This is a genomic window from Pseudomonas sp. F007 (assembly GCF_057814275.1).
This window is the reverse complement of the sequence record NZ_JBVATA010000007.1, coordinates 89961-112803: the sequence shown is the minus strand read 5'-3', so window position 1 is coordinate 112803 and position 22843 is coordinate 89961. Positions and strand designations below refer to the sequence as shown.

General features: G+C 61.2%; 25 protein-coding genes. 14 read left to right on the top strand and 11 right to left on the bottom strand.

The window, feature by feature from the left end; all coding sequences use genetic code 11:
• Positions 1-3: 3 nt before the first annotated feature.
• A complete protein-coding gene (locus ACZYR5_RS18355) occupies positions 4-897 on the bottom strand; it encodes a LysR family transcriptional regulator (protein ID WP_489090915.1) in 894 nt (297 codons plus the stop codon).
• Between the two features lie 274 nt (positions 898-1171).
• On the opposite strand from ACZYR5_RS18355, the gene speB reads away from it, so the two are divergent.
• The 4 genes from speB (at position 1172) to ACZYR5_RS18335 (ending at position 5638) form a co-directional block, all read left to right on the top strand.
• Positions 1172-2122: an agmatinase gene (gene speB / locus ACZYR5_RS18350; RefSeq protein ID WP_027619164.1), complete on the top strand. Its 951-nt coding sequence runs from the start codon at positions 1172-1174 to the stop codon at positions 2120-2122.
• Between the two features lie 10 nt (positions 2123-2132).
• Positions 2133-2540 (top strand): YybH family protein, encoded by a 408-nt coding sequence (locus ACZYR5_RS18345; RefSeq protein WP_489090914.1) that lies wholly within the window; start codon positions 2133-2135, stop codon positions 2538-2540.
• 55 nt (positions 2541-2595) lie between these two features.
• A complete protein-coding gene (locus ACZYR5_RS18340) occupies positions 2596-4095 on the top strand; it encodes a purine-cytosine permease family protein (protein WP_489090913.1) in 1500 nt (499 codons plus the stop codon).
• A 163-nt stretch (positions 4096-4258) separates the two neighbouring features.
• Positions 4259-5638: a sodium:solute symporter family protein gene (locus tag ACZYR5_RS18335; protein WP_489090912.1), complete on the top strand. Its 1380-nt coding sequence runs from the start codon at positions 4259-4261 to the stop codon at positions 5636-5638.
• An 84-nt stretch (positions 5639-5722) separates the two neighbouring features.
• Here ACZYR5_RS18335 and ACZYR5_RS18330 read toward each other — a convergent pair whose 3' ends face one another.
• A complete protein-coding gene (locus ACZYR5_RS18330; protein WP_489090911.1) occupies positions 5723-5851 on the bottom strand; it encodes a PA1414 family protein in 129 nt (42 codons plus the stop codon).
• A 75-nt stretch (positions 5852-5926) separates the two neighbouring features.
• Positions 5927-6862, bottom strand: coding sequence for a putrescine utilization regulator PtrR (gene ptrR / locus ACZYR5_RS18325; RefSeq protein ID WP_489090910.1), 936 nt, complete (start codon positions 6860-6862; stop codon positions 5927-5929).
• 103 nt (positions 6863-6965) lie between these two features.
• Between ptrR and ACZYR5_RS18320 the strand changes: the two genes are divergently transcribed.
• Positions 6966-8147, top strand: coding sequence for an MFS transporter (locus ACZYR5_RS18320; protein WP_489090909.1), 1182 nt, complete (start codon positions 6966-6968; stop codon positions 8145-8147).
• Here ACZYR5_RS18320 and ACZYR5_RS18315 read toward each other — a convergent pair.
• Positions 8092-9024 (bottom strand): DMT family transporter, encoded by a 933-nt coding sequence (locus tag ACZYR5_RS18315; protein WP_489090908.1) that lies wholly within the window; start codon positions 9022-9024, stop codon positions 8092-8094. The genes ACZYR5_RS18320 and ACZYR5_RS18315 overlap by 56 nt on opposite strands.
• Before the next feature lie 85 nt (positions 9025-9109).
• Positions 9110-9946: a CvfB family protein gene (locus ACZYR5_RS18310; protein ID WP_489090907.1), complete on the bottom strand. Its 837-nt coding sequence runs from the start codon at positions 9944-9946 to the stop codon at positions 9110-9112.
• 338 nt (positions 9947-10284) lie between these two features.
• On the opposite strand from ACZYR5_RS18310, the gene ACZYR5_RS18305 reads away from it, so the two are divergent.
• The 3 genes from ACZYR5_RS18305 to ACZYR5_RS18295 all read left to right on the top strand — a co-directional run bounded on the left by ACZYR5_RS18305 (position 10285) and on the right by ACZYR5_RS18295 (position 12219).
• On the top strand, positions 10285-10473 hold the full coding sequence (locus tag ACZYR5_RS18305) for a hypothetical protein (RefSeq protein WP_027619171.1): 189 nt from the start codon (positions 10285-10287) through the stop codon (positions 10471-10473).
• Positions 10474-10567: 94 nt separating this feature from the next.
• On the top strand, positions 10568-11284 hold the full coding sequence (locus tag ACZYR5_RS18300; RefSeq protein WP_489090906.1) for a TorF family putative porin: 717 nt from the start codon (positions 10568-10570) through the stop codon (positions 11282-11284).
• Between the two features lie 65 nt (positions 11285-11349).
• Complete coding sequence (locus ACZYR5_RS18295) at positions 11350-12219, top strand: DUF6279 family lipoprotein (RefSeq protein ID WP_489090905.1); 870 nt, start codon at positions 11350-11352, stop codon at positions 12217-12219.
• 3 nt (positions 12220-12222) lie between these two features.
• On the opposite strand, the gene ACZYR5_RS18290 is transcribed toward ACZYR5_RS18295, so the two are convergent.
• Positions 12223-12615 carry a transcriptional regulator gene (locus ACZYR5_RS18290; RefSeq protein WP_489090904.1) on the bottom strand — a complete coding sequence of 131 codons (393 nt, stop codon included), beginning with the start codon at positions 12613-12615 and terminating at the stop codon, positions 12223-12225.
• Between the two features lie 177 nt (positions 12616-12792).
• On the opposite strand from ACZYR5_RS18290, the gene ACZYR5_RS18285 reads away from it, so the two are divergent.
• Positions 12793-13527, top strand: coding sequence for a DUF899 domain-containing protein (locus tag ACZYR5_RS18285; protein ID WP_489090903.1), 735 nt, complete (start codon positions 12793-12795; stop codon positions 13525-13527).
• Between the two features lie 56 nt (positions 13528-13583).
• Positions 13584-13859 (top strand): hypothetical protein, encoded by a 276-nt coding sequence (locus tag ACZYR5_RS18280; RefSeq protein ID WP_489090902.1) that lies wholly within the window; start codon positions 13584-13586, stop codon positions 13857-13859.
• Positions 13860-13977: 118 nt separating this feature from the next.
• Here the strand turns inward: ACZYR5_RS18280 and ACZYR5_RS18275 are convergent, their stop codons facing one another.
• Positions 13978-15315, bottom strand: a complete 1338-nt coding sequence (locus ACZYR5_RS18275) for a DEAD/DEAH box helicase (protein WP_489090901.1) — start codon at positions 15313-15315, stop codon at positions 13978-13980.
• 194 nt (positions 15316-15509) lie between these two features.
• Here ACZYR5_RS18275 and ACZYR5_RS18270 point away from each other — a divergent pair, with 194 nt between their 5' ends.
• On the top strand, positions 15510-16808 hold the full coding sequence (locus ACZYR5_RS18270; RefSeq protein ID WP_489090900.1) for a mechanosensitive ion channel family protein: 1299 nt from the start codon (positions 15510-15512) through the stop codon (positions 16806-16808).
• 95 nt (positions 16809-16903) lie between these two features.
• Here ACZYR5_RS18270 and srmL read toward each other — a convergent pair whose 3' ends face one another.
• The 4 genes from srmL to ACZYR5_RS18250 all read right to left on the bottom strand — a co-directional run bounded on the left by srmL (position 16904) and on the right by ACZYR5_RS18250 (position 20458).
• On the bottom strand, positions 16904-18052 hold the full coding sequence (gene srmL / locus ACZYR5_RS18265) for a PheS-related mystery ligase SrmL (protein ID WP_489090899.1): 1149 nt from the start codon (positions 18050-18052) through the stop codon (positions 16904-16906).
• A gap of 132 nt (positions 18053-18184) precedes the next feature.
• Positions 18185-19048, bottom strand: coding sequence for a carboxylate/amino acid/amine transporter (locus ACZYR5_RS18260; RefSeq protein WP_489090898.1), 864 nt, complete (start codon positions 19046-19048; stop codon positions 18185-18187).
• Positions 19049-19394: 346 nt separating this feature from the next.
• Positions 19395-19994: an FMN-dependent NADH-azoreductase gene (locus ACZYR5_RS18255; RefSeq protein ID WP_489090897.1), complete on the bottom strand. Its 600-nt coding sequence runs from the start codon at positions 19992-19994 to the stop codon at positions 19395-19397.
• Between the two features lie 149 nt (positions 19995-20143).
• The gene (locus ACZYR5_RS18250; protein ID WP_489090896.1) at positions 20144-20458 is read right to left on the bottom strand and encodes a 3-phosphoglycerate kinase; all 315 of its coding nucleotides are present in this window, start codon (positions 20456-20458) and stop codon (positions 20144-20146) included.
• Between the two features lie 48 nt (positions 20459-20506).
• On the opposite strand from ACZYR5_RS18250, the gene ACZYR5_RS18245 reads away from it, so the two are divergent.
• From ACZYR5_RS18245 to ACZYR5_RS18235, 3 genes are read left to right on the top strand one after another with little or no spacing between them, the layout of a single operon-like run.
• Entirely contained in the window at positions 20507-21430 is a 924-nt protein-coding gene (locus tag ACZYR5_RS18245) for a PA3225 family LysR-type transcriptional regulator (protein ID WP_489090895.1), read from the top strand.
• 14 nt (positions 21431-21444) lie between these two features.
• Complete coding sequence (locus tag ACZYR5_RS18240) at positions 21445-22248, top strand: alpha/beta fold hydrolase (RefSeq protein WP_489090894.1); 804 nt, start codon at positions 21445-21447, stop codon at positions 22246-22248.
• A gap of 3 nt (positions 22249-22251) precedes the next feature.
• Entirely contained in the window at positions 22252-22815 is a 564-nt protein-coding gene (locus tag ACZYR5_RS18235; RefSeq protein WP_489090893.1) for a peptidylprolyl isomerase, read from the top strand.
• Positions 22816-22843: the final 28 nt, after the last annotated feature.

Genomic DNA, 22843 nt, shown 5'->3' with positions numbered 1-22843 from the left:
TGTTCAAGCCTGGTTCAGTTGCGCTTTGAGCAAGTCGCGGAAGGTCTGGATCAGCGGTTCGCGGCTGCGGCCCCGGCGCACGATCATCGAGAACGGCGCCTGGTAGCCAAAGGTCGCCGGCAGCAACACTCGCAAATCGCCCTTGTCGGCCCAGGCCTGGGCGTAGTGCTCGGGCAGATAGCCGATGTAGGCGCCGGACAGCACCAGGATCAGCTGCGCCTCCATACTGTCGACGGTCGCCGCGCTGTGCTTGAAGCCGTGGCGGGCCAGTTCGGCCTGACTCCAGTAGCCACGGCCGACCATGCGCTGCTGGGTGATCAATTGCTCGGGAATCCGCCGCTCAGTGAACAGCGGGTGGCGGTTGCTGCAATACAGCCAGTGCTGCTCGCGGTACAGCGGCATGTAGACCAGTCCGCTCATGCGGTTGGAGAACGCGCCGATGGCCAGGTCCAGGCGGTTGTCCTGCACCCCGAGTTGCAACTCGTAGGGGCTCATCACCGACAAATGCAAATGCACAGCGGGGTGTTCCAGGGTGTAGGCGCCAATGGCTTCGGCGAACGGCAGGGCCTTGTCGCTGACGGTTGAGTCGATCACCCCGAGGTTGAGCGTACCGCGCAGTTCGCCCTTGAGCGCAGCGGCGTACTGTTCGAAACCTTCGAGTTCGCCCAATAGACGCAAGGTCTCCTGATGGAACAACTCGCCCTTGCTGGTCAGGCTGAACCCCCCACGCCCGCGATGACACAGCACCAGGCCCAGGGCGGTTTCCAGCTGGCTCATGTAGGTGCTGATGGCCGAGGTCGAGAGGTTGAGCTCGTGCTGGGCATTGGCGAACCCCTGGTGGCGCACCACGCTGACGAAGATGCGCAACAGTTTCAGGTCGGGTAAGGGGTTGGCCATTGGGGTGCTCGTTGGGTGTCAGGTGAATCTTCGCGGGTATTGCGGACGCTTTCGCTGGCAAGCCAGCGAAGGGGCCCCACAACACACCACATCAACAAAGCCAGAATTCTATCCCCCTCCCCCGCCATTAGTTTAGAAATTTCTGAACTAAGTATTTGCCCGTAGCGATTCTTCCCTGCCACTACATTTCGCAGAATCCGCCCAACAGGTGCCCGTGCATTCCCGATGCGCTGCGCAACCCCATAAATAAAACAAAGACGATGAGGCCCTACCCGTGGACAAAATTCTTCACCAACCACTGGGCGGCAACGAAATGCCGCGCTTCGGCGGCATCGCCACCATGATGCGACTCCCTCACCTGCCTACCGCTGCCGGCCTCGACGCTGCCTTCGTCGGCGTACCGCTGGACATCGGCACCTCGCTGCGCGCCGGCACCCGTTTCGGGCCCCGTGAAATCCGCGCCGAGTCGGTCATGATCCGCCCGTACAACATGGCCACCGGAGCCGCGCCGTTCGACTCGCTGTCGGTTGCCGACATCGGCGACGTGGCGATCAACACCTTCAACCTGCTGGACGCCGTGCGCATCATCGAAGAGTCCTACGACGAGATTCTCGAACACGACGTGATCCCGCTGACCCTCGGCGGCGACCACACCATCACCCTGCCGATCCTGCGTGCCATTCATAAGAAACACGGCAAGGTCGGCCTGGTCCACATCGACGCCCACGCCGATGTCAACGACCACATGTTCGGCGAGAAAATCGCCCACGGCACCACCTTCCGCCGCGCTGTCGAAGAAGGCCTGCTGGACTGCGACCGCGTGGTGCAGATCGGCCTGCGCGCCCAGGGCTACACCGCCGAAGACTTCAACTGGAGCCGCAAGCAGGGCTTCCGCGTGGTCCAGGCCGAAGAGTGCTGGCATAAATCCCTGGCGCCGCTGATGGCCGAAGTCCGCGAGAAAGTCGGTAACGGCCCGGTGTACCTGAGCTTCGACATCGATGGCATCGACCCGGCCTGGGCGCCTGGCACCGGCACCCCGGAGATCGGCGGCCTGACCACCATCCAGGCGATTGAAATTGTCCGTGGCTGCCAGGGCCTCGACCTGGTCGGTTGCGACCTGGTGGAAGTCTCGCCGCCGTACGACACCACCGGCAACACCTCGCTGCTGGGCGCCAACCTGCTGTACGAAATGCTCTGCGTACTGCCGGGCGTGGCCCATCGCTGAGGGCAGGACCATGAACCCACAGGATCAGGTCCTGCAAGCCGCCGCCGACTTGGTGGCGGCCTTTGCCCGCAACGATCGCGAAGCCTATTTCGGCGCGTTCAGTGCCGATGCCAGCTTCGTCTTCTACACCCTCGACAAGCCCTTGCTGACCCGCGACGCCTATCAGGTGTTGTGGGACAACTGGCGCATCGAGGAAGGCTTCGAGGTGCTGTCGTGCGCCTCGAGCAACGCGTTCGTCAGCCTGCAGGGTGACGTCGCGGTGTTTGTGCATGACGTGGCGACACGGCTGCGCATGCAAGGGGAGCAACACTTTAGCCAGGAACGCGAAACCATTGTGTTTCGCAAACAACAAGAAGGCCACTGGCTGGCCTGCCACGAACATTTATCCGCGATGCCGGAAGGGCTGCCCTCCCCTTAGCCAAGACAGGTGACGCTCACGGACGATGAGCGCGCCTTTATGATCGGAGCAGATCATGAATAACAACAACAAAGAACATAGCCTTAGCATTGAAACCAACGGGGTCGAACAGATCCCCGACCACGAACGCAGCGCCCGGCCCAGCGACCTGTTTCGCCTGATCTTCGGCGGCGCCAACACCTTTGCCACCGCCGTGCTCGGCAGTTTCCCGGTGCTGTTCGGCCTGTCCTTCCAGGCCGGCGTCTGGGCGATTGTCCTCGGCGTGCTGCTGGGAGCGCTGATTCTGGCGCCGATGGGCCTGTTCGGCCCGATCAACGGCACCAACAACGCCGTGTCTTCCGGTGCACACTTCGGCGTGCACGGACGCATCGTCGGCTCGTTCCTGTCGCTGCTGACCGCCATCGCGTTTTTCTCGCTGTCGGTCTGGAGTTCGGGAGATGCGCTGATCGGTGGCGCCAAACGCCTGATCGACCTGCCGGAAACCGACCTGACCCTGGGCCTGGCCTACGGTCTGTTCGCGATCCTGGTACTGACCGTGTGCATCTACGGCTTCCGCTTCATGCTGTGGGTCAACCGCATTGCCGTGTGGGCCGCGAGCCTGTTGTTCCTGCTGGGGATATTCGCCTTCGCCCCGGCCTTCGACAGCCAGTACGCCGGCAGTGTCGGCCTCGGCCAGGCCGGGTTCTGGGCAGCCTTTATCGGTGCCGCGCTGGTGGCCATGAGCAACCCGATTTCCTTCGGTGCGTTCCTCGGCGACTGGTCGCGCTACATCCCGCGTGAGACGCCGAAGGGCCGGATCATGCTGGCGGTGATCCTGGCGCAAATGGCGACGTTGATCCCGTTCCTGTTCGGCCTCGCCACCGCCACTATCGTGGCGATCAAGGCGCCGGACTACATCGCGGCGAACAACTATGTCGGCGGTCTGTTGGCGGTGTCACCGAGCTGGTTCTTCCTGCCGGTGTGCCTGATTGCGGTGATCGGCGGCATGTCCACCGGGACCACTTCGCTGTATGGCACCGGTCTCGACATGTCCAGCGTGTTTCCGCGAGTACTGTCGCGGGTCAAGGCGACGCTGCTGATTGGCGTGATGTCGATTGCGTTCATCTTCATCGGGCGCTTTGCGGCGAACCTGGTGCAGAGCGTATCGACCTTCGCGGTGCTGATCATCACCTGCACCACCCCGTGGATGGTGATCATGATCATCGGCCTGCTCAAGCGCCGCGGCTTCTACTGCCCGGATGACCTGCAAGTGTTCACCCGCGGCGAACAAGGCGGTCGCTACTGGTTCAGCCACGGCTGGAACTGGCGCGGTCTCGGGGCCTGGATTCCCAGCGCGCTGGTCGGCCTGTGCTTCGTCAACCTGCCGGGGCAATTCGTCGGCGTGCTCGGCGAGTTGGCGGGCGGCATCGACATCAGCCTGCCAGTGACCCTGGGTCTGGCCTCGCTGGTGTACCTGGCGTTGCTCAGCCTGTTCCCGGAGTCGGCCAGTGTCTACGGGCCCAGGGATTCACGCAGCAAGAGCACGGCAACATCGGTCATGCGCCAGCTGGCATGACCCCGATACCCCTGTAGGAGCTGGCTTGCCAGCGAAGACGGACTGTCAGTCACATTGATATTGAATGTGCCGCCGCCTTCGCGGGCAAGCCCGCTCCTACAAAAAACGCCCCACAGAAACGCTTTGGTTTCACCATAAAAAAGACAATCGGAGACACGCCATCATGGCTTTAGATTTATTCGTCGTACTCATCTACGCCGCCGCGATGCTGCTACTCGGCTACTACGGCATGCGCAAAGCCAAGACCAACGAAGACTTCCTGGTGGCCGGCCGCAACCTCGGACCAAGCCTGTACATGGGCACCATGGCCGCCACCGTCCTCGGCGGCGCGTCCACCGTCGGCACCGTGCGCCTGGGCTATGTGCATGGCATCTCCGGTTTCTGGCTGTGCGCGGCGCTGGGTTGCGGGATCGTCGCGTTGAACCTGTTCCTCGCCAAGCCGCTGCTGAAACTGAAGATCTACACCGTTACCCAGGTCCTGGAAAAGCGCTACAACCCGATGGCCCGCTCGGCGAGTGCGGTCATCATGCTGGCGTACGCGCTGATGATCGGCGTGACCTCGATCCTGGCAATCGGCACCGTGCTGCAAGTGCTGTTCGGCCTGCCGTTCTGGGTCTCGGTACTGCTCGGTGGTGGCGTGGTGGTGGTTTACTCAGCCATCGGCGGCATGTGGTCGCTGACCCTGACCGACATCGTCCAGTTCGTGATCAAGACCGTTGGCCTGATGTTTATCCTGTTGCCAATCTGCCTGTACCGCGTCGGTGGCTGGGATGAGCTGGTGGCGAAACTGCCGGCGTCGAACTTCAGCTTCACCACGATCGGCTGGGACACGATCATCACCTACTTCATGATCTACTTCTTCGGCATCCTGATCGGCCAGGACATCTGGCAGCGCGTATTCACCGTGCGCACACCCAAGGTCGCCCAGTACGCCGGCACCCTGGCCGGTTTCTACTGCATCCTTTACGGCCTGGCCTGCGCCCTGATCGGCATGGCCGCCCACGTGCTGATCCCGGACCTGGACAACGTCAACAACGCCTTCGCCGCCATCGTCAAACTGTCGCTGCCTGACGGTATCCGTGGCCTGGTGATCGCCGCTGCCCTGGCCGCCATGATGTCCACCGCCAGTGCCGGTCTGTTGGCGGCTGCCACCACCCTGACCGAAGATCTGCTGCCGAAGCTGCGCGGCGGCAAGCAGTCGAGCCTGAAAATCAACCGCCTGTTCACCGCATTGACCGGCATCGCCGTGCTGGGCATCGCCCTGGTGGTGAACGACGTGATCAGCGCCCTGACCCTGGCCTACAACCTGTTGGTGGGCGGCATGCTCATCCCGCTGATCGGCGCGATCTTCTGGAAACGCGCGACCACCGCCGGCGCCATCGCCAGCATGGGCCTGGGCTTTGTCACCGCGTTGGTGTTCATGTTCAAGGATGGGTTGGATGCGAATACGCCGATCTACTACAGCCTGGCCGTGGGCCTGGTGAGCTTCGTCGTGGTGAGTCTGGCGTCGCGTCGCCCAGCCATTGCAGCCAGCGCAATCTGATTTAACGTCAGACGTCGTAATGCTTTCTTCGGCGGGTGCAGCGTCGGTTGCTGCACCCGTTTTTTTTCGCCTGCGGGAAAGTGCTTAGCGGCGACGCTGCTGGCGTCGACGTTGTTCATCATCCGTGCGAATAGGCACCGGCTGCAGCGGTGGTTCGATCAGACCAAGCGCGACACCGAGGTCAAGGAGCCAGTTTTGCAATTTCTCTTTCATGGTGCCCCCCTTCAGGGTAATGCCGAGCGACCAGGCTCATAAGAAGACGCTTCATACAGATAGTAGTCCTATCTCCTACGCAATGCTCGCCTCAGCACGCAAAGATCTGTTACCGAATTGATCTGAATCAAGGCCGTCGGTCCGGCCGATGAGCTCAGCTTCTTGCTGCAATTGAATCCACGCCGTCAGGTTGGCGCCCACCATGCCCTTGCGCCACATCAGCCAGGTGGTGGTACTGGCGAACGGCTCGGCCAGCGGATGCACTGTTACGCTTTCACGTCCCGGCAAGCTCGCCAGCATCGACTCGGACATCAGCGCCACCCCGGAACCGGCTATGACGCAGGCCAGCATGCCTTGATAAGACTCGATTTCCATCGCCCGGCCCATGGCCGCGTGGGAATGCGCGAACCAGGCTTCCAGGCGCATGCGATAGGAACAACCCTGGCGAAACGTGAACACCGCCCTCCCCTGCACATCCAGCGCACTGCGCACCGGCGGGTGATCGGCCTCGCTGATCAGCACCAGCTTCTCGTCGCATAACGGCACACCGTCGAGCCCCGCCAACTGCAGCGGCCCGTCCACCAGCGCGGCGTCGAGGCGCCCGCTGAGCAAGCCTTCAAGCAATTCGCCACTGGGGGCCGACTGCACCTGCAGGTTCACCGCCGGGTAGCTGCGGTGATAACGCGCCAGCAACGGTGGCAATTGAATGGCCGCAGTGCTGTACATGGTGCCAAGGACAAAATTGCCCGCCGGCTGGCCACCCTGCACCGCGGCCTCGGCTTCGTCATGCAGGGCAAATAACCTGGCGCTGTAGTCCAGCAACACTTTTCCCGCAGGAGAAAGCTGCAAGCGTTGTCGCTCGCGCAAGAACAACTCGACCCCCAGCTGCTCTTCCAGTTGCTTGAGCCGGGTCGACAGATTGGAAGGCACCCGATGCAGGCGTTCAGCGGCGCGAGTGATCGAACCTTCTTCGGCGACCGCACGAAAAATCCGCAGTTGACTGAGCTCCACGGCGATTCTCCAAAACTGAACAAGTTACTCACTATTATTCAATTTTACAGAAAGTCAATCAGGCCTAGCCTGACGGTCATTGCTCCTTGCCGGAAGTCTGACCATGTCGCCCTTCGTTCGCTTATCCGCCTGTTTTATTGCCCTGATGATGGCCATGGGCATTGGTCGCTTCGCCCTCACCCCGCAATTGCCGCATTTACTCAGCGAAGGCCAGATCGACCTGACGGCCGCCGGGCTGATTGCCGCCGCCAATTACCTGGGGTATTTCATCGGCGCCCTGGACGCAATGTTCGCCCGCCGCCCCGCCCAGGTGCAGCGCCGCCTGCTCGGCGGGCTGTGGCTGTGCGTGTTGCTGACCCTGGCTTCGTTCTGGGCCAACGGATTCTGGAGCCATCTGTTGCTGCGTTTTGGCACCGGCGTGGCCAGTGCCTGGGTGCTGGTGATGATCACCGCATTGAGTCAGCCACTGGCCCTGGCCGCCGGCCGTCCACGCTGGGGTGCACTGGTATTTGCCGGACCTGGACTGGGGATTTTTCTTACAGGCCTTTTGGCACTCAGCGCCAACCTGCTTCAGCAAAGCTCGGCTGTCCTGTGGCTGATCTACGCGGCGGTCGGCCTGTTGATGCTCCTGCTGATCCTGCCTTTCCTGCCGCAACCCGCACCGAGTGCGAGCATTGCTCTGCCGGCGAATGAATCCAGCAGCGCTGGCATCTCCCGTCTGGGCTGGACCTACGCTTTGTACGGATTGGGCTACATCATCCCGGCGACTTTTCTCTCGCAGATGGCCAGTGCGCGGTTTCAGGGACAGTGGCAGGCCGACCTGTTCTGGCCGTGCTTTGGTCTGGCGGCGGCGTTTGGCGTGTTGCTGGTGAGTCTGCGGCGGCCCGCACCGGGCTCGACTCGCCGGTGGTTGATCGCCACCTTGTGGCTGCAGGCCGCCGGAGTATTTGCCTGCCTGCTGGGCAGCGGTTTCGGTCTGGCGCTGGGTGTCCTGCTCTGCGGCACGCCGTTTCTGGCCTGCATGCAACTGGTGATGCAGCGCTCGCAAGAGTTGGCGCCCGCGGCGACCCAACGCAACGCCGGCCTGTTGACCGCCTGCTTTGCCCTGGGTCAGCTCAGCGGACCATTGCTGGCGGCAGTCAGCAGCCATTTCAGCGGTGGTTTGCAACCGGCGCTGCTGGTGGCGGGCAGCGGCCTGGTGCTGGCCGGAGGGTTACTGCTGGGTTCGTTCAGTGCTGCCCCAGCAGCGTGCGCAAACGCCGTCGAACCCACTGTTCAGCGCTGACGAAGGTGATGCCAAGCAACACCAACACGGCGCCGATGATGAAATTCAGGGTCAGTTCTTCGCCCAGCAGCAAAACGCCGAAGGTCACGCCGAACAACGGCGTCATGAACGAAAACACCGCGAGGTTCGCCGCCAGGTAGCGGCGCAGCAACCAGAACCACACCAGGTAGCTGATGAAGGAGACCACCAGGCCCTGGAACAGCACGCTGCCGACTGCCACCGGGGTCAGGCTGACATGGGTCACCTGGCCGCTGAGGATCGCGATCAGCAGCAGGCCGACGAAACCGACGATCAGTTGGTAGAACAAGGTCAGGGTCACCGGTGCTTCCGACAGCCGCGATGCACGCACCACCACCGTGGTAGCGCCCCACGCCGCGCCGGCCAGCACGCCGAGGGCATCGCCGAGCAGCATGCGCCGGTCCAGGTTGTCCCACGACACGCCGCCGGCAAATGCCACGCCTATGCCGATGAAGGCCAGCAGGATGCCCAGCCACTGCACCGCCCGCAGGCGCTCGCTGGGCAACAGCCAGTGCACCCCCAGCGCGGTGAAAATCGGCGCGGTGTAGAGGAACACCGACATGTGCGCGGCGGTGGTCAGCTTCAAGCCTTCGGCGATAAACAGGAATTCCAGGCCGAACAGCGCGCCCGCCAGCAAGCCGCCGCGCCAGGTCGTGCCAACCTGGGTCCAGCCACCCTTCCAGCAGATCAGCAGCCCGACCAGCAACGCAGAGATGCCGGAGCGTCCGGCGGCCTGCATCACCGGCGCGATGTCCGCCGCCGCCCACTTGATCATCACCTGCTGGATGCCCCAGACCAGGCACAGACCCACCATGATTTGCAGGGCAAAGCCATCGACGCTACGCCGGGTGGCGATCATCAGGAAACCTCGCAGACAGTGAACGACAGGACATTCAATCAGCACAAAAACCAACGCCCCGGCACTCGGCCGGGGCGAAAAGCACTCAACTCAGTTCGATGCGATCGGCATGAATGACAATCTGGCCGTTCTTGTACAACGCGCCGATGGCCTTCTTGAAGTTGCCCTTGCTGACCCCGAACAGGCTGCTGATCAGCGCCGGGTCGCTCTTGTCGCTGACCGGCAGGGTGCCGTTGTTGTCGCGCAACTTGGCGAGGATCTTCGAGTTCAGGCTGGTGGCGGCTTCCTCGCCGACCGGTTGCAGACTCAGGCTGATCTTGCCGTCGGCGCGCACTTCCTTGATGAAGCCCTTCTCTTGTTTGCCGGCGCGCATGAACTTGAAGATTTCGTTCTTGTGGATCAGGCCCCAGTGCTTGTTGTTGATGATCGCCTTGAAACCCATGTCGGTCGCTTCGGCCACCAGCAAATCGACTTCCTGGCCTGGCTTGTAGCTGTGCGGGGTTTTGTCCAGGTAGCGATCCAGACGCGTGGTCGCGGTGATCCGGCGCGTGTGCTTATCGAGATAGACGTGCACCACGCAGTATTCGCCGGCGGTCATCTGGCGCTTTTCTTCTGAGAACGGCAGCAGCAGGTCCTTTGGCAGGCCCCAGTCGAGAAATATACCGATGCTGTTGACTTCAACAACTTTCAGGCTGGCAAACTCACCTACTTGAACTTTTGGTTTTTCAGTCGTTGCGATGAGTTTGTCTGAACTGTCCAGATAAACAAATACGTTCAGCCAATCTTCATCTTCGCTGGGAATATCTTTCGGGATATAGCGATTGGGCAAAAGAACTTCGCCATCCGCACCACCGTCCAGATATAAACCGAAGTTAGTGTGTTTAACCACTTGCAAACTGTTGTAGCGCCCGACTAAAGCCATTTCCAAATACCCTCATTGCGTGGGCGGCATTCTACCCGTTTTTGCTGCCGCCGTTGGCTGACTGCGGATTTTCCGCTGCAAGGCTCGGATTTTGCGGGTTGCACCATGACCGGCACCCCGCTCGTCAGGCCGTTTGCAGTACCAGTGGCCCCCTCACTACGGCCGTCACCACCTTGGTCGATGCCGAGGTTCTTAATTAAAACAGTAGCTTAGGTCGAATTCCAAAAGATGGGGAAAAATATCCAGGCCGTGGTTAAAAATAATCAGAGGGATATTTACCAAGCAATTGTCAAGTATTTCCTGTACGATGGCTGGCCATATTAATTTTCTATAGGTTAATGGCCGCCATGCGTGTAAAAGCATCCACCAGCAAAGCAAAGCCAGCTCCAGCCGTTGAAACCAGCGAATCGATCAACGACCAGATTGCTGCGTTCCTCAAGTCCGGCGGCGAGATCCAGCAAATTGCCAAAGGCGTCAGCGGCCAGACGTTCGCCCCGTCCAAGCAGATTACCCTGGGCAAAAAGTAATCCCCCCCCGCAATACCCTGGTCCCCAAGCGCTTTGAGCCTCAAAGCGCCAGGACTGGACACCTCCCGCGAACCCCGCGCCTGAACTTCCCCGCATGCTCAAACTGACAATTGCGCTGATCAGCCTGCTGGCCTGCACTGCCGCCCATGGACAGATTTTCCAGCGCGAACTGGGCGACTACGACCTCAAGCTGGGCACCAGCCCCAGTCGCAGCATGGCCCAGGGCCTGGTCAAACCTTCGAGCAGCGGCTCCTTTCACGGCGGCCTCGACCTCAGCCATGACAGCGGCTGGTACGCCGGCCAGTGGGCACCGAGCATGGGCCTGTCACCCGACAGCACCCTGGAAGTCGATTCCTACCTGGGCTTCAAGCGCCCGTTCGACCAGAGCCTGGGCTACGAAGTGGGCATGATCCACTACAGCTACCCGCAGCTGGACACCCTCGACAGCCAGGAATTCTTTGCCGGCCTGACCTTGCTCGGCAGTCGCTTCGGCGCTGCCTTCAGCCTCGATCCGGACCGCCAGAACAGCACCCTGTTCGCCAACCTCAGCGGCAACGAGCCATTTGGTGTCGGCCTCAGCGTCAAATACACCACCTACCGCCTGTACACCCCGGCGCCAATCACCAACGGCGGCTACGTCTCCAGTTTCAATGATTGGTCGGTCAAGCTGTCACGGCCGTGGATGGGCATCGACCTGAACCTGATCTACAGTGACTCCAACCTCAGCGGCAACGGCTGCAGCGCCTATTCCGGGCATAACAGCCAGTGCGACGGCTCACTGACCTTCCGCGCCGAGCGCTCGTTCTACTGACAGGCTGAACTGCCGGGCACCTTCCGCGTTCAGATGGCAAACACCGCCTACGCAAGGACTCGCCCATGCCGCGCTGGTTGTATCACCTGAGCCTGCCCCTGATCCTCAGCCTCGCGCTGACGGCCTGCAACCGTGTGGATCTGGCCTACCGCAACCTCGATGTGATCATTCCGTGGACGCTCAACGACTACCTGGACATGAACAGCGAGCAAAAGGACTGGCTCGACCAGCGCCTGCAGCAACACCTCAGCTGGCATTGCAGCACCCAGTTGCCCGGCTACCTCGATTGGCTCGACCGCCTGCAACAGATGGTCGCCAACAATCAGGTCAACGATGCGACCTTGCAGGCCAGGACCGCTGAAGCGCGGCAGGCGATTGCGGTCAGTGCACGGCAGATCACCCCGTCGGCCGTGCAGCTGCTGCAAGGCATGAGCGATCAACAGGTCAGCGAGATGAATCAGGCCTTCGCCAAGGACTTGCGCGAACGCCAGGACAAATACCTGAAACCGCCGCTGGCACAGCAGATCAAACAGCGCGCTGAACGCATGGACAAACGTCTGCGCGATTGGCTGGGGCCGCTGAATCAGGCGCAACAGCAACGCGTGGTGGCCTGGTCCACAGCGCTCGGCGAGCAGAACCAGCAGTGGATCGCCAACCGCGCGCATTGGCAGTCACAATTCAGCGCCGCCATGGCCCAACGTCAAGCTCCCGACTTCGGCAAGCGTATCGAAACCCTGCTGGTGGACCGCGAAAGCCTGTGGACCCCGGCCTATCGTCAGGCGTTCAGTGACACCGAGGCCCAGGCCCGCAGCCTGATCGTCGATCTGATGGCCGACAGCAGCGCCGACCAGCGTCAGCGCGTACTGCAGAAAATCGACAAGCTGCGCAGCAACTTCGAAAGTCTCAAGTGCCTGAAAACTGCCCGAGCGTCGTAGGACTCAGGCGATCTGCGCCTTGGCCGCGACCTCTTCGAAGGTAGTCGGGTCCAGGCCATCGGCCTGCTCATCCAATACCTGGCGCGGATGATCGTTGCCCGGGATGCTGCTGTCGATCATCGACAGCAGGCGCGAACCGAGCGCCGTCAGGATAAAGTTCTCGCCATTGCCGCCCTGATCCTCCGGACGCGGCTCGATGTAGCCACGGTCCAGAAGCAGTTTTTCATACTCGGTGGCGGTGACTTTCAGTTCATCCAGATTACCGGTTGGCTCGCCCTGCGCCGCCTTGGCCGCCGCGTGCTGCTCGGCATAGGGCCGCGGGGTAAAGCTGTGGTCTGCACCGTTCTGCACTTCGTGCAGCAGCCGTTCGATCAAATCCCAATTGTAAGTAGTCATCCTGATCAACCTCCAAAGCCTGCAAATGAGAGGGTCTACCCAACGTGTGACCCAAGGCTTCGTGCTGCCGTTCAGCCGGGATGAGGTCATGCACTGACCAGCGGTATGTCGAAGATCAGACGTGCCGCACGACTAGTCTCTGTCAGAGCACACTCCACGCACGCAGGAGAACAGCACATGCACATCGACAATCATCCGGTGGTGTCGCGCGAAGAATGGCTCGTCGCCCGCCGCCAACACCTGGCTCACGAAAAAGCCTTCACCCGCGAGCGCGACAAGCTCAGCGCCGAGCGCCGCGCCCTGCCCTGGGTGAAAATCGACAAGGACTACCATTTCCAGGGCGCCGGCGGCGAATTGAAGCTGGCCGACCTGTTCGGCGGCCGCAGCCAATTGATCATCTACCACTTCATGTTTGCCGACGGCTGGGACGAAGGCTGCCCGGGCTGCTCGTTCCTGTCGGACCATATCGACGGTGCCAACCAGCACCTGGCCCATCACGACGTGGCGCTGGTGGCGGTTTCCCACGCGCCATTCGCCGAGTTCCAGGCGTTCAAGCGTCGCATGGGCTGGAAATTCGACTGGGTGTCGTCAGAAGGTTGCGATTTCAACTACGACTTTGGCGTCACCGCCCGAGCCGAAGACGTAGCGGCAGGCACCGCGACCTACAACTACGAAAAAACCGACGGCGTCGAACAGGAACTCCCCGGCCTCAGCGTGTTTTATCGCAACGAAGCCGGCGAGATTTTCCACACTTACTCCACCTACGCCCGTGGCCTGGACCTGCTGGTGGGCGCCTACAACTACCTCGACCTGATGCCCAAGGGGCGCAACGAGGACCAGATCATGGAATGGGTACGCCATCACGACCGTTACGAGGAAAAGGCTGCCGTCAGTTGCTGTCACTCCGGCTGAACTATTGTGCGTCCGTGGCCCTCAACCGGTTAACTCCGCCAACCGAGGCCACGCCCATGAACAGCCTGTTGAAACTGACCCTTGTCGCCACCCTGTGCAGCGCCCTGCCCGCCTGGGCCTGCACGCCGGAGGAAGCCACCAGCAAACGTGAAGAACTGGCGCAACGGGTCGCCAAGCTCACCGAGCAGAATCCGGTGAAGGCCAAGGAGATGAATGAGGAATTGCAGAAGATGGATCTGGGGACTGCAGCGGCTGATTTGCCGGACAAGTGCCAGCTGATTGATCAGCGGCTCAAGGAGCTGGATGCGGCGGAGCAGAAGGCCGAGAGTTGATCGTCGATATCATTGTAGGAGCGAGCTTGCTCGCGAAAAACCGAAGGACACCGCGCGCATCCTGGATACACGCGTTATCGTTGACGTTTTTCGCGAGCAGGCTCGCTCCTACAGGGGCTTACTCAGCAGCCGGCTTGCGGCGCTTGAGCGGGGCCATGCCGTCATTGCTGACCAGCGACGGCGCCTCGGCCTTCGGCCGGTTGGCACTCTTGCGCTTGGTCGGGGTCTTGGCCACTGACTTCTTCTTGTCGCCCTTGGCGTCGGTCTTTTTCTTCTTCACGCCAACGGCTTTACCCGAAGCCTTGACCTTTTTCGGTCCGCCGTAGGTGCCTTTGACTTCCTTGATGGTGCGGCGCTCGAAGCTCTGCTTGAGGTAGCGCTCGATGCTCGACATCAGGTTCCAGTCACCGTGGCAGATCAGCGAGATCGCCAGGCCATCGTTGCCGGCACGCCCGGTACGACCGATGCGGTGCACGTACTCGTCGCCGCTGCGTGGCATGTCGAAGTTGATCACCAGGTCCAGGCCATCAACGTCCAGGCCGCGGGCGGCAACGTCGGTGGCAACGAGGATCTTCACCCCGCCCTGCTTCAGGCGATCGATCGCCAGCTTGCGATCTTTCTGGTCTTTCTCGCCGTGCAGGACGAACGCCTTGTATTCCTGCGCCACCAGACGACCGTAGATGCGGTCAGCCATGGCCCGGGTGTTGGTGAAGACGATGGCCTTCTGATAGGTCTCGTTGGCCAGCAGCCAGTTGACGATCTGCTCTTTGTGCTGGTTATGGTCGGCAGTGATGATCTGCTGACGGGTGGTGTCGTTCAACTGGCTGACCGCATTGAGCTGCAGGTGCTCAGGGTTGTTAAGCACCTTGGCGATCATCTCGCGCAGGCCCGAACCACCGGTGGTGGCGGAGAACAGCATGGTTTGCTGACGGTTCGGGCACTCGTCGACCAGACGCTGGACGTCGTCGGCAAAACCCATGTCGAGCATGCGGTCGGCTTCGTCGAGGACCAGCACTTCAACTTCTTTCAGGTCGAGGTTGCCAGCGTTCAGTTGTTCGATCATCCGCCCCGGCGTGCCGATCAGGATGTCCGGCACCTTGCGCAGCATCGCGGCCTGGACCTTGAAGTCTTCGCCGCCGGTGATCAGGCCGGACTTGATGAAAGTGAACTGCGAAAAGCGCTCGACTTCCTTCAGGGTCTGCTGGGCCAGTTCACGGGTCGGCAGCAGGATCAGGGTCTTGATGCTGACGCGGATCTTCGCCGGGCCGATCAGGCGATTGAGGATCGGCAGGACGAATGCAGCGGTCTTGCCGCTACCGGTTTGCGCCGTCACCCGCAGATCACGCCCTTGCAGCGCCAGCGGAATAGCCGCTGCTTGCACTGGCGTTGGCTCGACAAATTTAAGCTCGGCCACGGCTTTGAGCAGGCGTTCGTGCAGGGCGAATTGGGAAAACACGGGTGCTACCTCGAGGAAATACAAAAAATCAGCTGCATAGGGTAACAATTTCGAGCGCTCAGGCCGAGTTTCTTTGTGCAAACGGACACAAAGACTGGGTATTTTCTTCGCTGACTTGACCCAGGACCTGACCTGTCAGCCCGTAAATGCTCTAATCGAGCCCGCCCTGCCCTACAGAAGAATCGTTTTAGCTTATGGACCTCAAACAGCTTTGGCTCAACACCCAGGAACTCTGGATCACCCTGGAACAGCACCCGCGCCTGTACTCCGCCCTGGCCCTGCTGGCCTTGCTGGCGGTGGCGCTGATCGTCGGACGAGTGGCGCGCTACCTGATCCTGCAAGGCGTCAAGTTACTTGGCCGGCAGCCGACCCTGCACTGGGTCAATGACCTGTTGCACAACAAAGTCTTCCACCGCCTGGCGCAGATGACGCCCTCGCTGGTGGTGCAGTTCGGCCTGAACCTGATTCCCGAACTGAACAAAATCACCCTGAACTTCCTCGACAATCTCGCCCTGGCGTTCACCATCCTGTTCCTGACGCTGGCCATCAGCGCCCTGCTCAGCGCCCTGCTGGACATTTACGCGCGCACCGAACACGCGCGCACCCGTTCGATCAAAGGCTATGTGCAACTGGCGAAGATGGTGTTGTTCGTGTTTGGCGCGATCATCATCGTCGCGACCCTGATCGACCGTTCGCCACTGTTGCTGCTGTCCGGCCTCGGCGCCATGTCGGCGGTGATTCTGTTGGTCTACAAGGACACCCTGCTGTCGTTCGTTGCCAGTGTGCAGTTGACCAGCAACGACATGCTGCGGGTCGGCGACTGGATCGAAATGCCCCAGGTCGGTGCCGATGGCGACGTGGTCGACATCACCCTGCATACGGTCAAGGTGCAGAATTTCGACAAGACCATCGTCTCGATCCCCACCTGGCGCCTGATGTCCGAGTCGTTCAAGAACTGGCGCGGCATGCAGGCCGCCGGTGGCCGACGGATCAAGCGCAGCCTGTTCATCGATGCCAGCGGCGTGCGTTTCATCACCGATGACGAAGAACAGCGCCTGACCCAGGTACGCCTGCTCACCGACTACATGGGCCGCAAACAGGCCGAGCTCAAGGCCTGGAACGAAGCCCAGGGCAATGTCGCGGCGATGTCCGCCAACCGCAGGCGCATGACCAACATCGGTACCTTCCGCGCCTACGCCCTGGCCTATTTGAAGAGCCACACGGAAATCCAGCCGAACATGACCTGCATGGTCCGCCAGATGCAGACCACCGCCCAGGGCATCCCGCTGGAAATCTACTGCTTCACCCGCACCACCGCCTGGGCTGATTACGAACGTATTCAGGGCGATATTTTCGATTATCTACTGGCGGTGCTGCCGGAGTTCGGCTTGAGCCTGTATCAGCAGCCGAGTGGCAATGATCTGCGCGCCGGGATTCTGCCGGCGGTGCTGGGGGCCAGCTCTGTAGCGCAGTTGGAGAAGCACACGGGTTGATCAGGCTGCATCACCGCGAAGCAATGCAAGATGGCACCTTTGGAAAAATGCGGCGCTTTAGTTGAGGACGAGCGTCGCGCCGCTGCGCAAAGGTGCTAACCCTGATGAAGCTCCATCTTGTAGCCAGCACCAGGGGTGCCCTCATGCAGCGCCGCTTGAATTCGCTGGTACAGCGCATTGGCCTCAGCGGCCGTGATCGAGCGCGAACAATCGCGCAGAACCACCCGCAGCAAGACGTTTTCCTGGCCGGGCAACAGCCCCAGTCGCGCGATGGCCTGCGCTGGCAGTTGCGCTTCGCCCCAGCGTCCGATTATCTGCATCTCTTCGATCCAGCCTGAACATTCTCCCGCGGCCAGCAGCATTTTTTCCGTCAATAGTTCCTCGCTTTGCCCCGGGGTGACCGCCAGGGATATGTCCCGGGTAATGGAGGGCAAGCGTGAAACGGTCCGCCAGGGCAGCAAGTCATGCATCTGCGCTTGCACCCGCTCGTTGTCATCACGCAGCAAACGAATATCAGGGATGCCTTTGCGCAACATGGTCAGGCGATCCAGCCCCATGCCCAGGGCAAGGCCACCATGGCGCGCGGGATCGATTTGCAAGCGTTGCAACAACGATTTCGCGATGCAGCCGCACTCCAGCACCTCCACCGGTTGCCCATCGTTGAGCACATTGATCTCGATTCCACCCTCGGTGTAATGGTGTGGGCTGTCGCTATGGACCCAGACGGCATCAGGCACCGCTAATTGAAGAATGTCGCCGACCAGCCGCAACAGGTGCTCACGCGTCGCCAGCTCCGGCTCGCCCAGGACCCAGATATCCATCTGATGCGGTTCGGCGCAATGCCACCGATCGCGACTGTCACGCCGGAACGTGATTCCGGGCGCTGCCAGCAGAACGGTTTCACCTGGCCGACGCTGCTCCGCTGCACGTTGCAGTGCCGCTGGGATCTGGCTAGTGGTCTGGGTACGCAGCAACGAAGACTCATCGACCCATCGAGTGTGTTCGCTGCCCAGGGTGATTTCAGCGGGGTCGTAGCCCAGCAGGCCGTAGTTCTCTTGGGCAGAGACGATTCGTGGGCCGGTCTGGATTTGCGCAGTCGGCCAACCTTTGCTGGCGAGGCCGTCGAGGATTTGAGTGAGCAACAGCCGAATGGCGTGTTCAGGAGAGGCAGGCTCGGTCAGGTCTATCTGTGTGAGCGCCTGTTGGATGGCGGGCTTCGCCAGGTACGTTTTTGGCGTGTGCATTCGTAGGTTTTCCTCATGTGCAGACCTGGCAAATTGCCAACCCTCAAGAGGCCAAACCTACGTATGCATTTTGGGCACTACAACCGATAAACCGGTCGCTTTGAATTTTCAGAACTGGACTACGGAACCCTCTTACGCGAGAGATTTTCGGCGCACACCCAGCCGACTGATCCACACCGCGCCGATGATCACCAAGCCCCCCAACAACAACCGGCCCAGCGCTTCATGCTCGTTCCAGATCAGCAAGTTCAACAACAGCCCCACCGGCACATGCAGGTTGTTCATCACCGCCAGGGTGCCGCCGTTGACCAGGCAGGCGCCTTTGTTCCACCAGTACAGGCCGAGGGCCGTCGAGACCAGGCCGAGGAACAGCAGCACGGCCCATTGCAGCGGCGCTTCGGGGAGAAAGTTGCTTTTGCCGAACAGCAGGAACGCCGGCAACACCACCAGCAAGGCGCCGAGGTAGAAGTAGCCGAAGCGCCGGTAATGCGGCAGGTCGCTGGGGTGGCGGGCGACCAGGTGCTTGTACATGACTTGCCCGGCGGCGTAGGTGAAGTTGGCCAGTTGCAGCAGCAAAAAGCCCATCAGGAAGTCGGGGCTGATGCGGTCGTAGCGGATCACGGCGGCGCCGAGCACGGCGACCAGAGCCGCGACCAGAGCCCAGGGGTTGAAGCGGCGGTTCAGCGCATCCTCGATCAGGGTCACGTGCAGTGGGGTGAGGATGGTGAACAGCAGCACTTCCGGCACCGTCAGCACGCGGAAGCTCAGGTACAGGCAGACATAGGTCACGCCGAATTGCAGGGCGCCGATCACCAGCATGCCGCGCATGAACGAAGGCTCCACCGAACGCCAGCGGGTCAGTGGGATGAACACCAACCCGGCCAGCAGCACCCGCACCAGCACCGCGAAGTAACTGTCGACATGACCAGCAAGGTATTCGCCGATCAAACTGAAGGAAAACGCCTGGATCAGCGTGACAACAAGTAGATAGCCCATATGCGCCTCATTTTTGATGGCGGCGACGATAACGGGTTTTGCCCTTGATCGCGAGGTACAGGTCCCTTGTAGGAGCTGGCTTGCCAGCGAAAAACACCAGGACACCACGATTATTCAGACAGCCCGCGTCATCGTTGACGTCTATCGCTGGCAAGCCAACTCCTACAGGGAAGCGCGGGTTTCGGGTAAAAACCCCAGGCAAAAAAAAGCCCGATCTCGCTAAAGCGTGCAATCGGGCTGGAGCACTCAGGAGCAACAAGTGCAAAGGGAGGTTCGATGCGCGTGGAACCTTGAAGGGGTGCGCCTGATCACTAGACCATCCAGGGATTATCTGGCGATTAACATATCAAGCCACCTGGGACAGCTTGGCGTTGGCCTGGTTGAGGCCCTTCTCGTGGAAGTCGCCGCCCAGGTTCAGGCCTTCGGCATGGATGAAGGTCACGTCGTGGATGCCGATAAAGCCCATGACCTGACGCAGGTACGGTTCCTGGTGATCGCTGTTGCTGCCGGCGTAGATGCCGCCGCGAGCGGTCAGGACATAGGCACGCTTGCCGCTGAGCAGACCTTGCGGGCCGGTTGCGGTGTACTTGAAGGTCACACCGGCACGCAGCACGTGGTCAAGCCAGGCCTTGAGGGTGCTGGGGATCGCGAAGTTGTACATCGGTGCGGCCATCACCAGCACATCGGCGGCGAGCAGTTCGTCGGTCAGCAGGTTGGAGCGCTCCAGCGAAGCCTGTTCGATCTCGGTGCGCTGCTCGGCAGGCTTTATCCAGCCGCCCAACAGGTTGGCGTCGAGGTGTGGCACCGGGTGGGCGGCCAGGTCACGCACGGTGATCTGGTCAGCCGGGTGCGCGGCTTGCCACTGGGCGATGAAGGTCTGGGTCAGTTGTCGGGAGACCGAGTCTTGCTGGCGGGCGCTGCTTTCGATGATCAGAACACGGGACATGGCTTGTAGGCTCCATCGGTGAATGCGGTAAGTCGATGGAGTGAAGATTAAACAGAGTCATATCGATGAAAAAGCGCAAATAACTGCTATAACCCATCAAGAAATTCGTTTATAAGCGAAGCATGCCCCGCGACGCGCTCCGCTCGAACTCATTTCGGGCTGCAGTTCACGGTGAGGTACAGCTTGATGATCTTGCGGCTGAACTTGGCCGACAGCTCGGTGTTTTTCCCCGGTTCCAGGCTGACCCGCCGGGTGCGCGGGGATTCCGGACCGTTGCGAAAGATCACCTTGCAGTCGGCGGCCTGGTCGCCGTAGTTGCTCAGGGTGATCGAGCCCATGTCGTAGTCGGTGGCGTAGGTGGTGTAGTCGATTTTCAGGCCGTTGAGCTGTTTTTCGACATCGATGGGGTAGGCAAACGCACTCAACGGCAACATCGCCAGCACCAGACAACAGATTTTTTTCATTCGGCAGCCTCCAATGGGAGGCGCCAGCTTAGGACAAGAGGAACCCTCATGAAAGCGACCCGCGTGACCCTTGATCAATGGCGCACGCTGCAAGCCGTGGTCGACCATGGCGGCTTCGCCCAGGCCGCCGAAGCGCTGCACCGCTCGCAATCGTCAGTGAGCTACACCGTGGCGCGCATGCAGGACCAGCTCGGCGTGCCGCTGTTGCGCATCGATGGGCGCAAGGCGGTGCTGACCGAAGCCGGCGGCGTGCTGCTGCGGCGCTCGCGGCAACTGGTCAAGCAGGCCAGCCAGCTGGAAGACCTGGCGCACCATATGGAACAGGGCTGGGAGGCTGAGGTGCGGCTGGTGGTCGACGCCGCCTACCCCAGCGCCCGCCTGGTCCGCGCCCTCACCGCCTTCATGCCGCAAAGCCGTGGCTGCCGGGTGCGCCTGCGCGAAGAAGTGCTGTCCGGGGTCGAAGAGGTGCTGCACGAAGGCGTGGCGGATCTGGCCATCAGCAGCTTCAGTATTCCCGGCTACCTCGGTGCAGAACTCAGCGACGTCGAGTTCGTCGCCGTCGCCCACCCCGAACACGCGTTGCACCGACTCAATCGCGAATTGAACTTCCAGGACCTGGAAAGCCAGCTGCAGGTGGTGATCCGCGACTCCGGCCGGCAGCAGCCCCGTGACGTCGGCTGGCTCGGCGCCGAACAGCGCTGGACCGTCGGCAGCCTGGCCACCGCCGCGACCTTCGTCGGCAGCGGCCTGGGCTTCGCCTGGTTGCCACGGCACATGATCGAGCGCGAGCTCAAAGAAGGCGTGCTCAAGCCGCTGCCACTGGATCAGGGTGGCAGTCGCAATCCCAGCTTCTATCTTTACTCGAACAAGGACAAACCCCTGGGCCCGGCTACGCAGATTCTCATCGAGTTGCTGCGCACTTTCGACACCGCACCGCTGGACGCCCCGTTCGCCGCCCCCGAACAAGCCTGACAAGGAATTGCACCGTGGCCTATTTCGAGCATGAAGGTTGCACCCTGCACTACGAGGAATACGGCCACGGCACCCCGCTGCTGCTAGTCCATGGCCTGGGGTCGAGCACTCTCGACTGGGAGAAACAGATTGCCGAGTTGTCGGCGCATTACCGTGTGATCGTTCCCGACGTGCGCGGGCACGGCCGCTCCGACAAACCCCGGGAGCGCTACAGCATTGCCGGCTTCAGCGCCGACCTGGTGGCCTTGATCGAACACCTGAACCTCGGCCCGGCCCACCTGGTGGGGTTGTCCATGGGCGGGATGATCGGCTTTCAACTGGCGGTGGATCAACCGGCCCTGCTCAAGAGCCTGACCATCGTCAACAGCGGGCCGCAGGTCAAGCTGCGCTCGGCCGACGACTATTGGCAATGGTTCAAGCGCTGGAGCCTGATGCACCTGCTCAGCCTCGGGGCGATTGGCAAGGCGCTGGGCGCCAAGCTGTTCCCCCATCCGGATCAAGCCGAACTGCGGCAGAAAATGGCCGAACGCTGGGCAAAAAATGACAAACGTGCTTATCTCGCCAGCTTCAATGCCATTGTGGGATGGGGCGTTCAGGAACGACTGGCGAAAGTCACCTGTCCAACCCTGATCGTCAGCGCCGACCGCGACTACACGCCGGTGGCGCTGAAAGAGGCCTATGTCAAACTGCTGCCCGATGCGCGGCTGGTGGTGATCGAGAATTCACGCCATGCCACCCCGCTGGACCAGCCGCAACGCTTCAACCAGACCGTGCTCGAGTTTCTAACCACTATCGATACACCCAACCAGGATCACTGACCCATGCTGAAAAAAATCGCCCTCGTGGCCGGCTCCGTGCTGTTCGCTGCCAACCTGATGGCCGCTGACGTGACCAAGGCCCCCCACGTACTGATCGACACCACCAACGGCCAGATCGAGATCGAACTGGATCCGGTCAAGGCCCCGATCAGCACCAAGAACTTTCTTGCGTACGTCGACAGCGGCTTCTACACCAACACCATTTTTCACCGGGTGATCCCGGGGTTCATGGTCCAGGGCGGCGGCTTCACCCAGCAGATGTCGCAGAAACAAACCAAGGACCCGATCAAGAACGAAGCCAGCAACGGTCTGCATAACGTCCGTGGCACTCTGTCGATGGCCCGTACTTCCGATCCGAACTCGGCCACCAGCCAGTTCTTCATCAACGTCGCCGACAATGACTTCCTGAACCCGGGCCGCGACGCCGGTTATGCAGTGTTCGCCAAAGTGGTCAAGGGCATGGACGTGGTCGACGTTATCGTCAACTCGGCGACCACCACCAAACAAGGCATGCAGAACGTGCCCATCGACCCGGTCATCATCAAGTCCGCCAAGCGCATCGACTAAGCTGTACCAGGCGTCCTGAGCGGCAGCG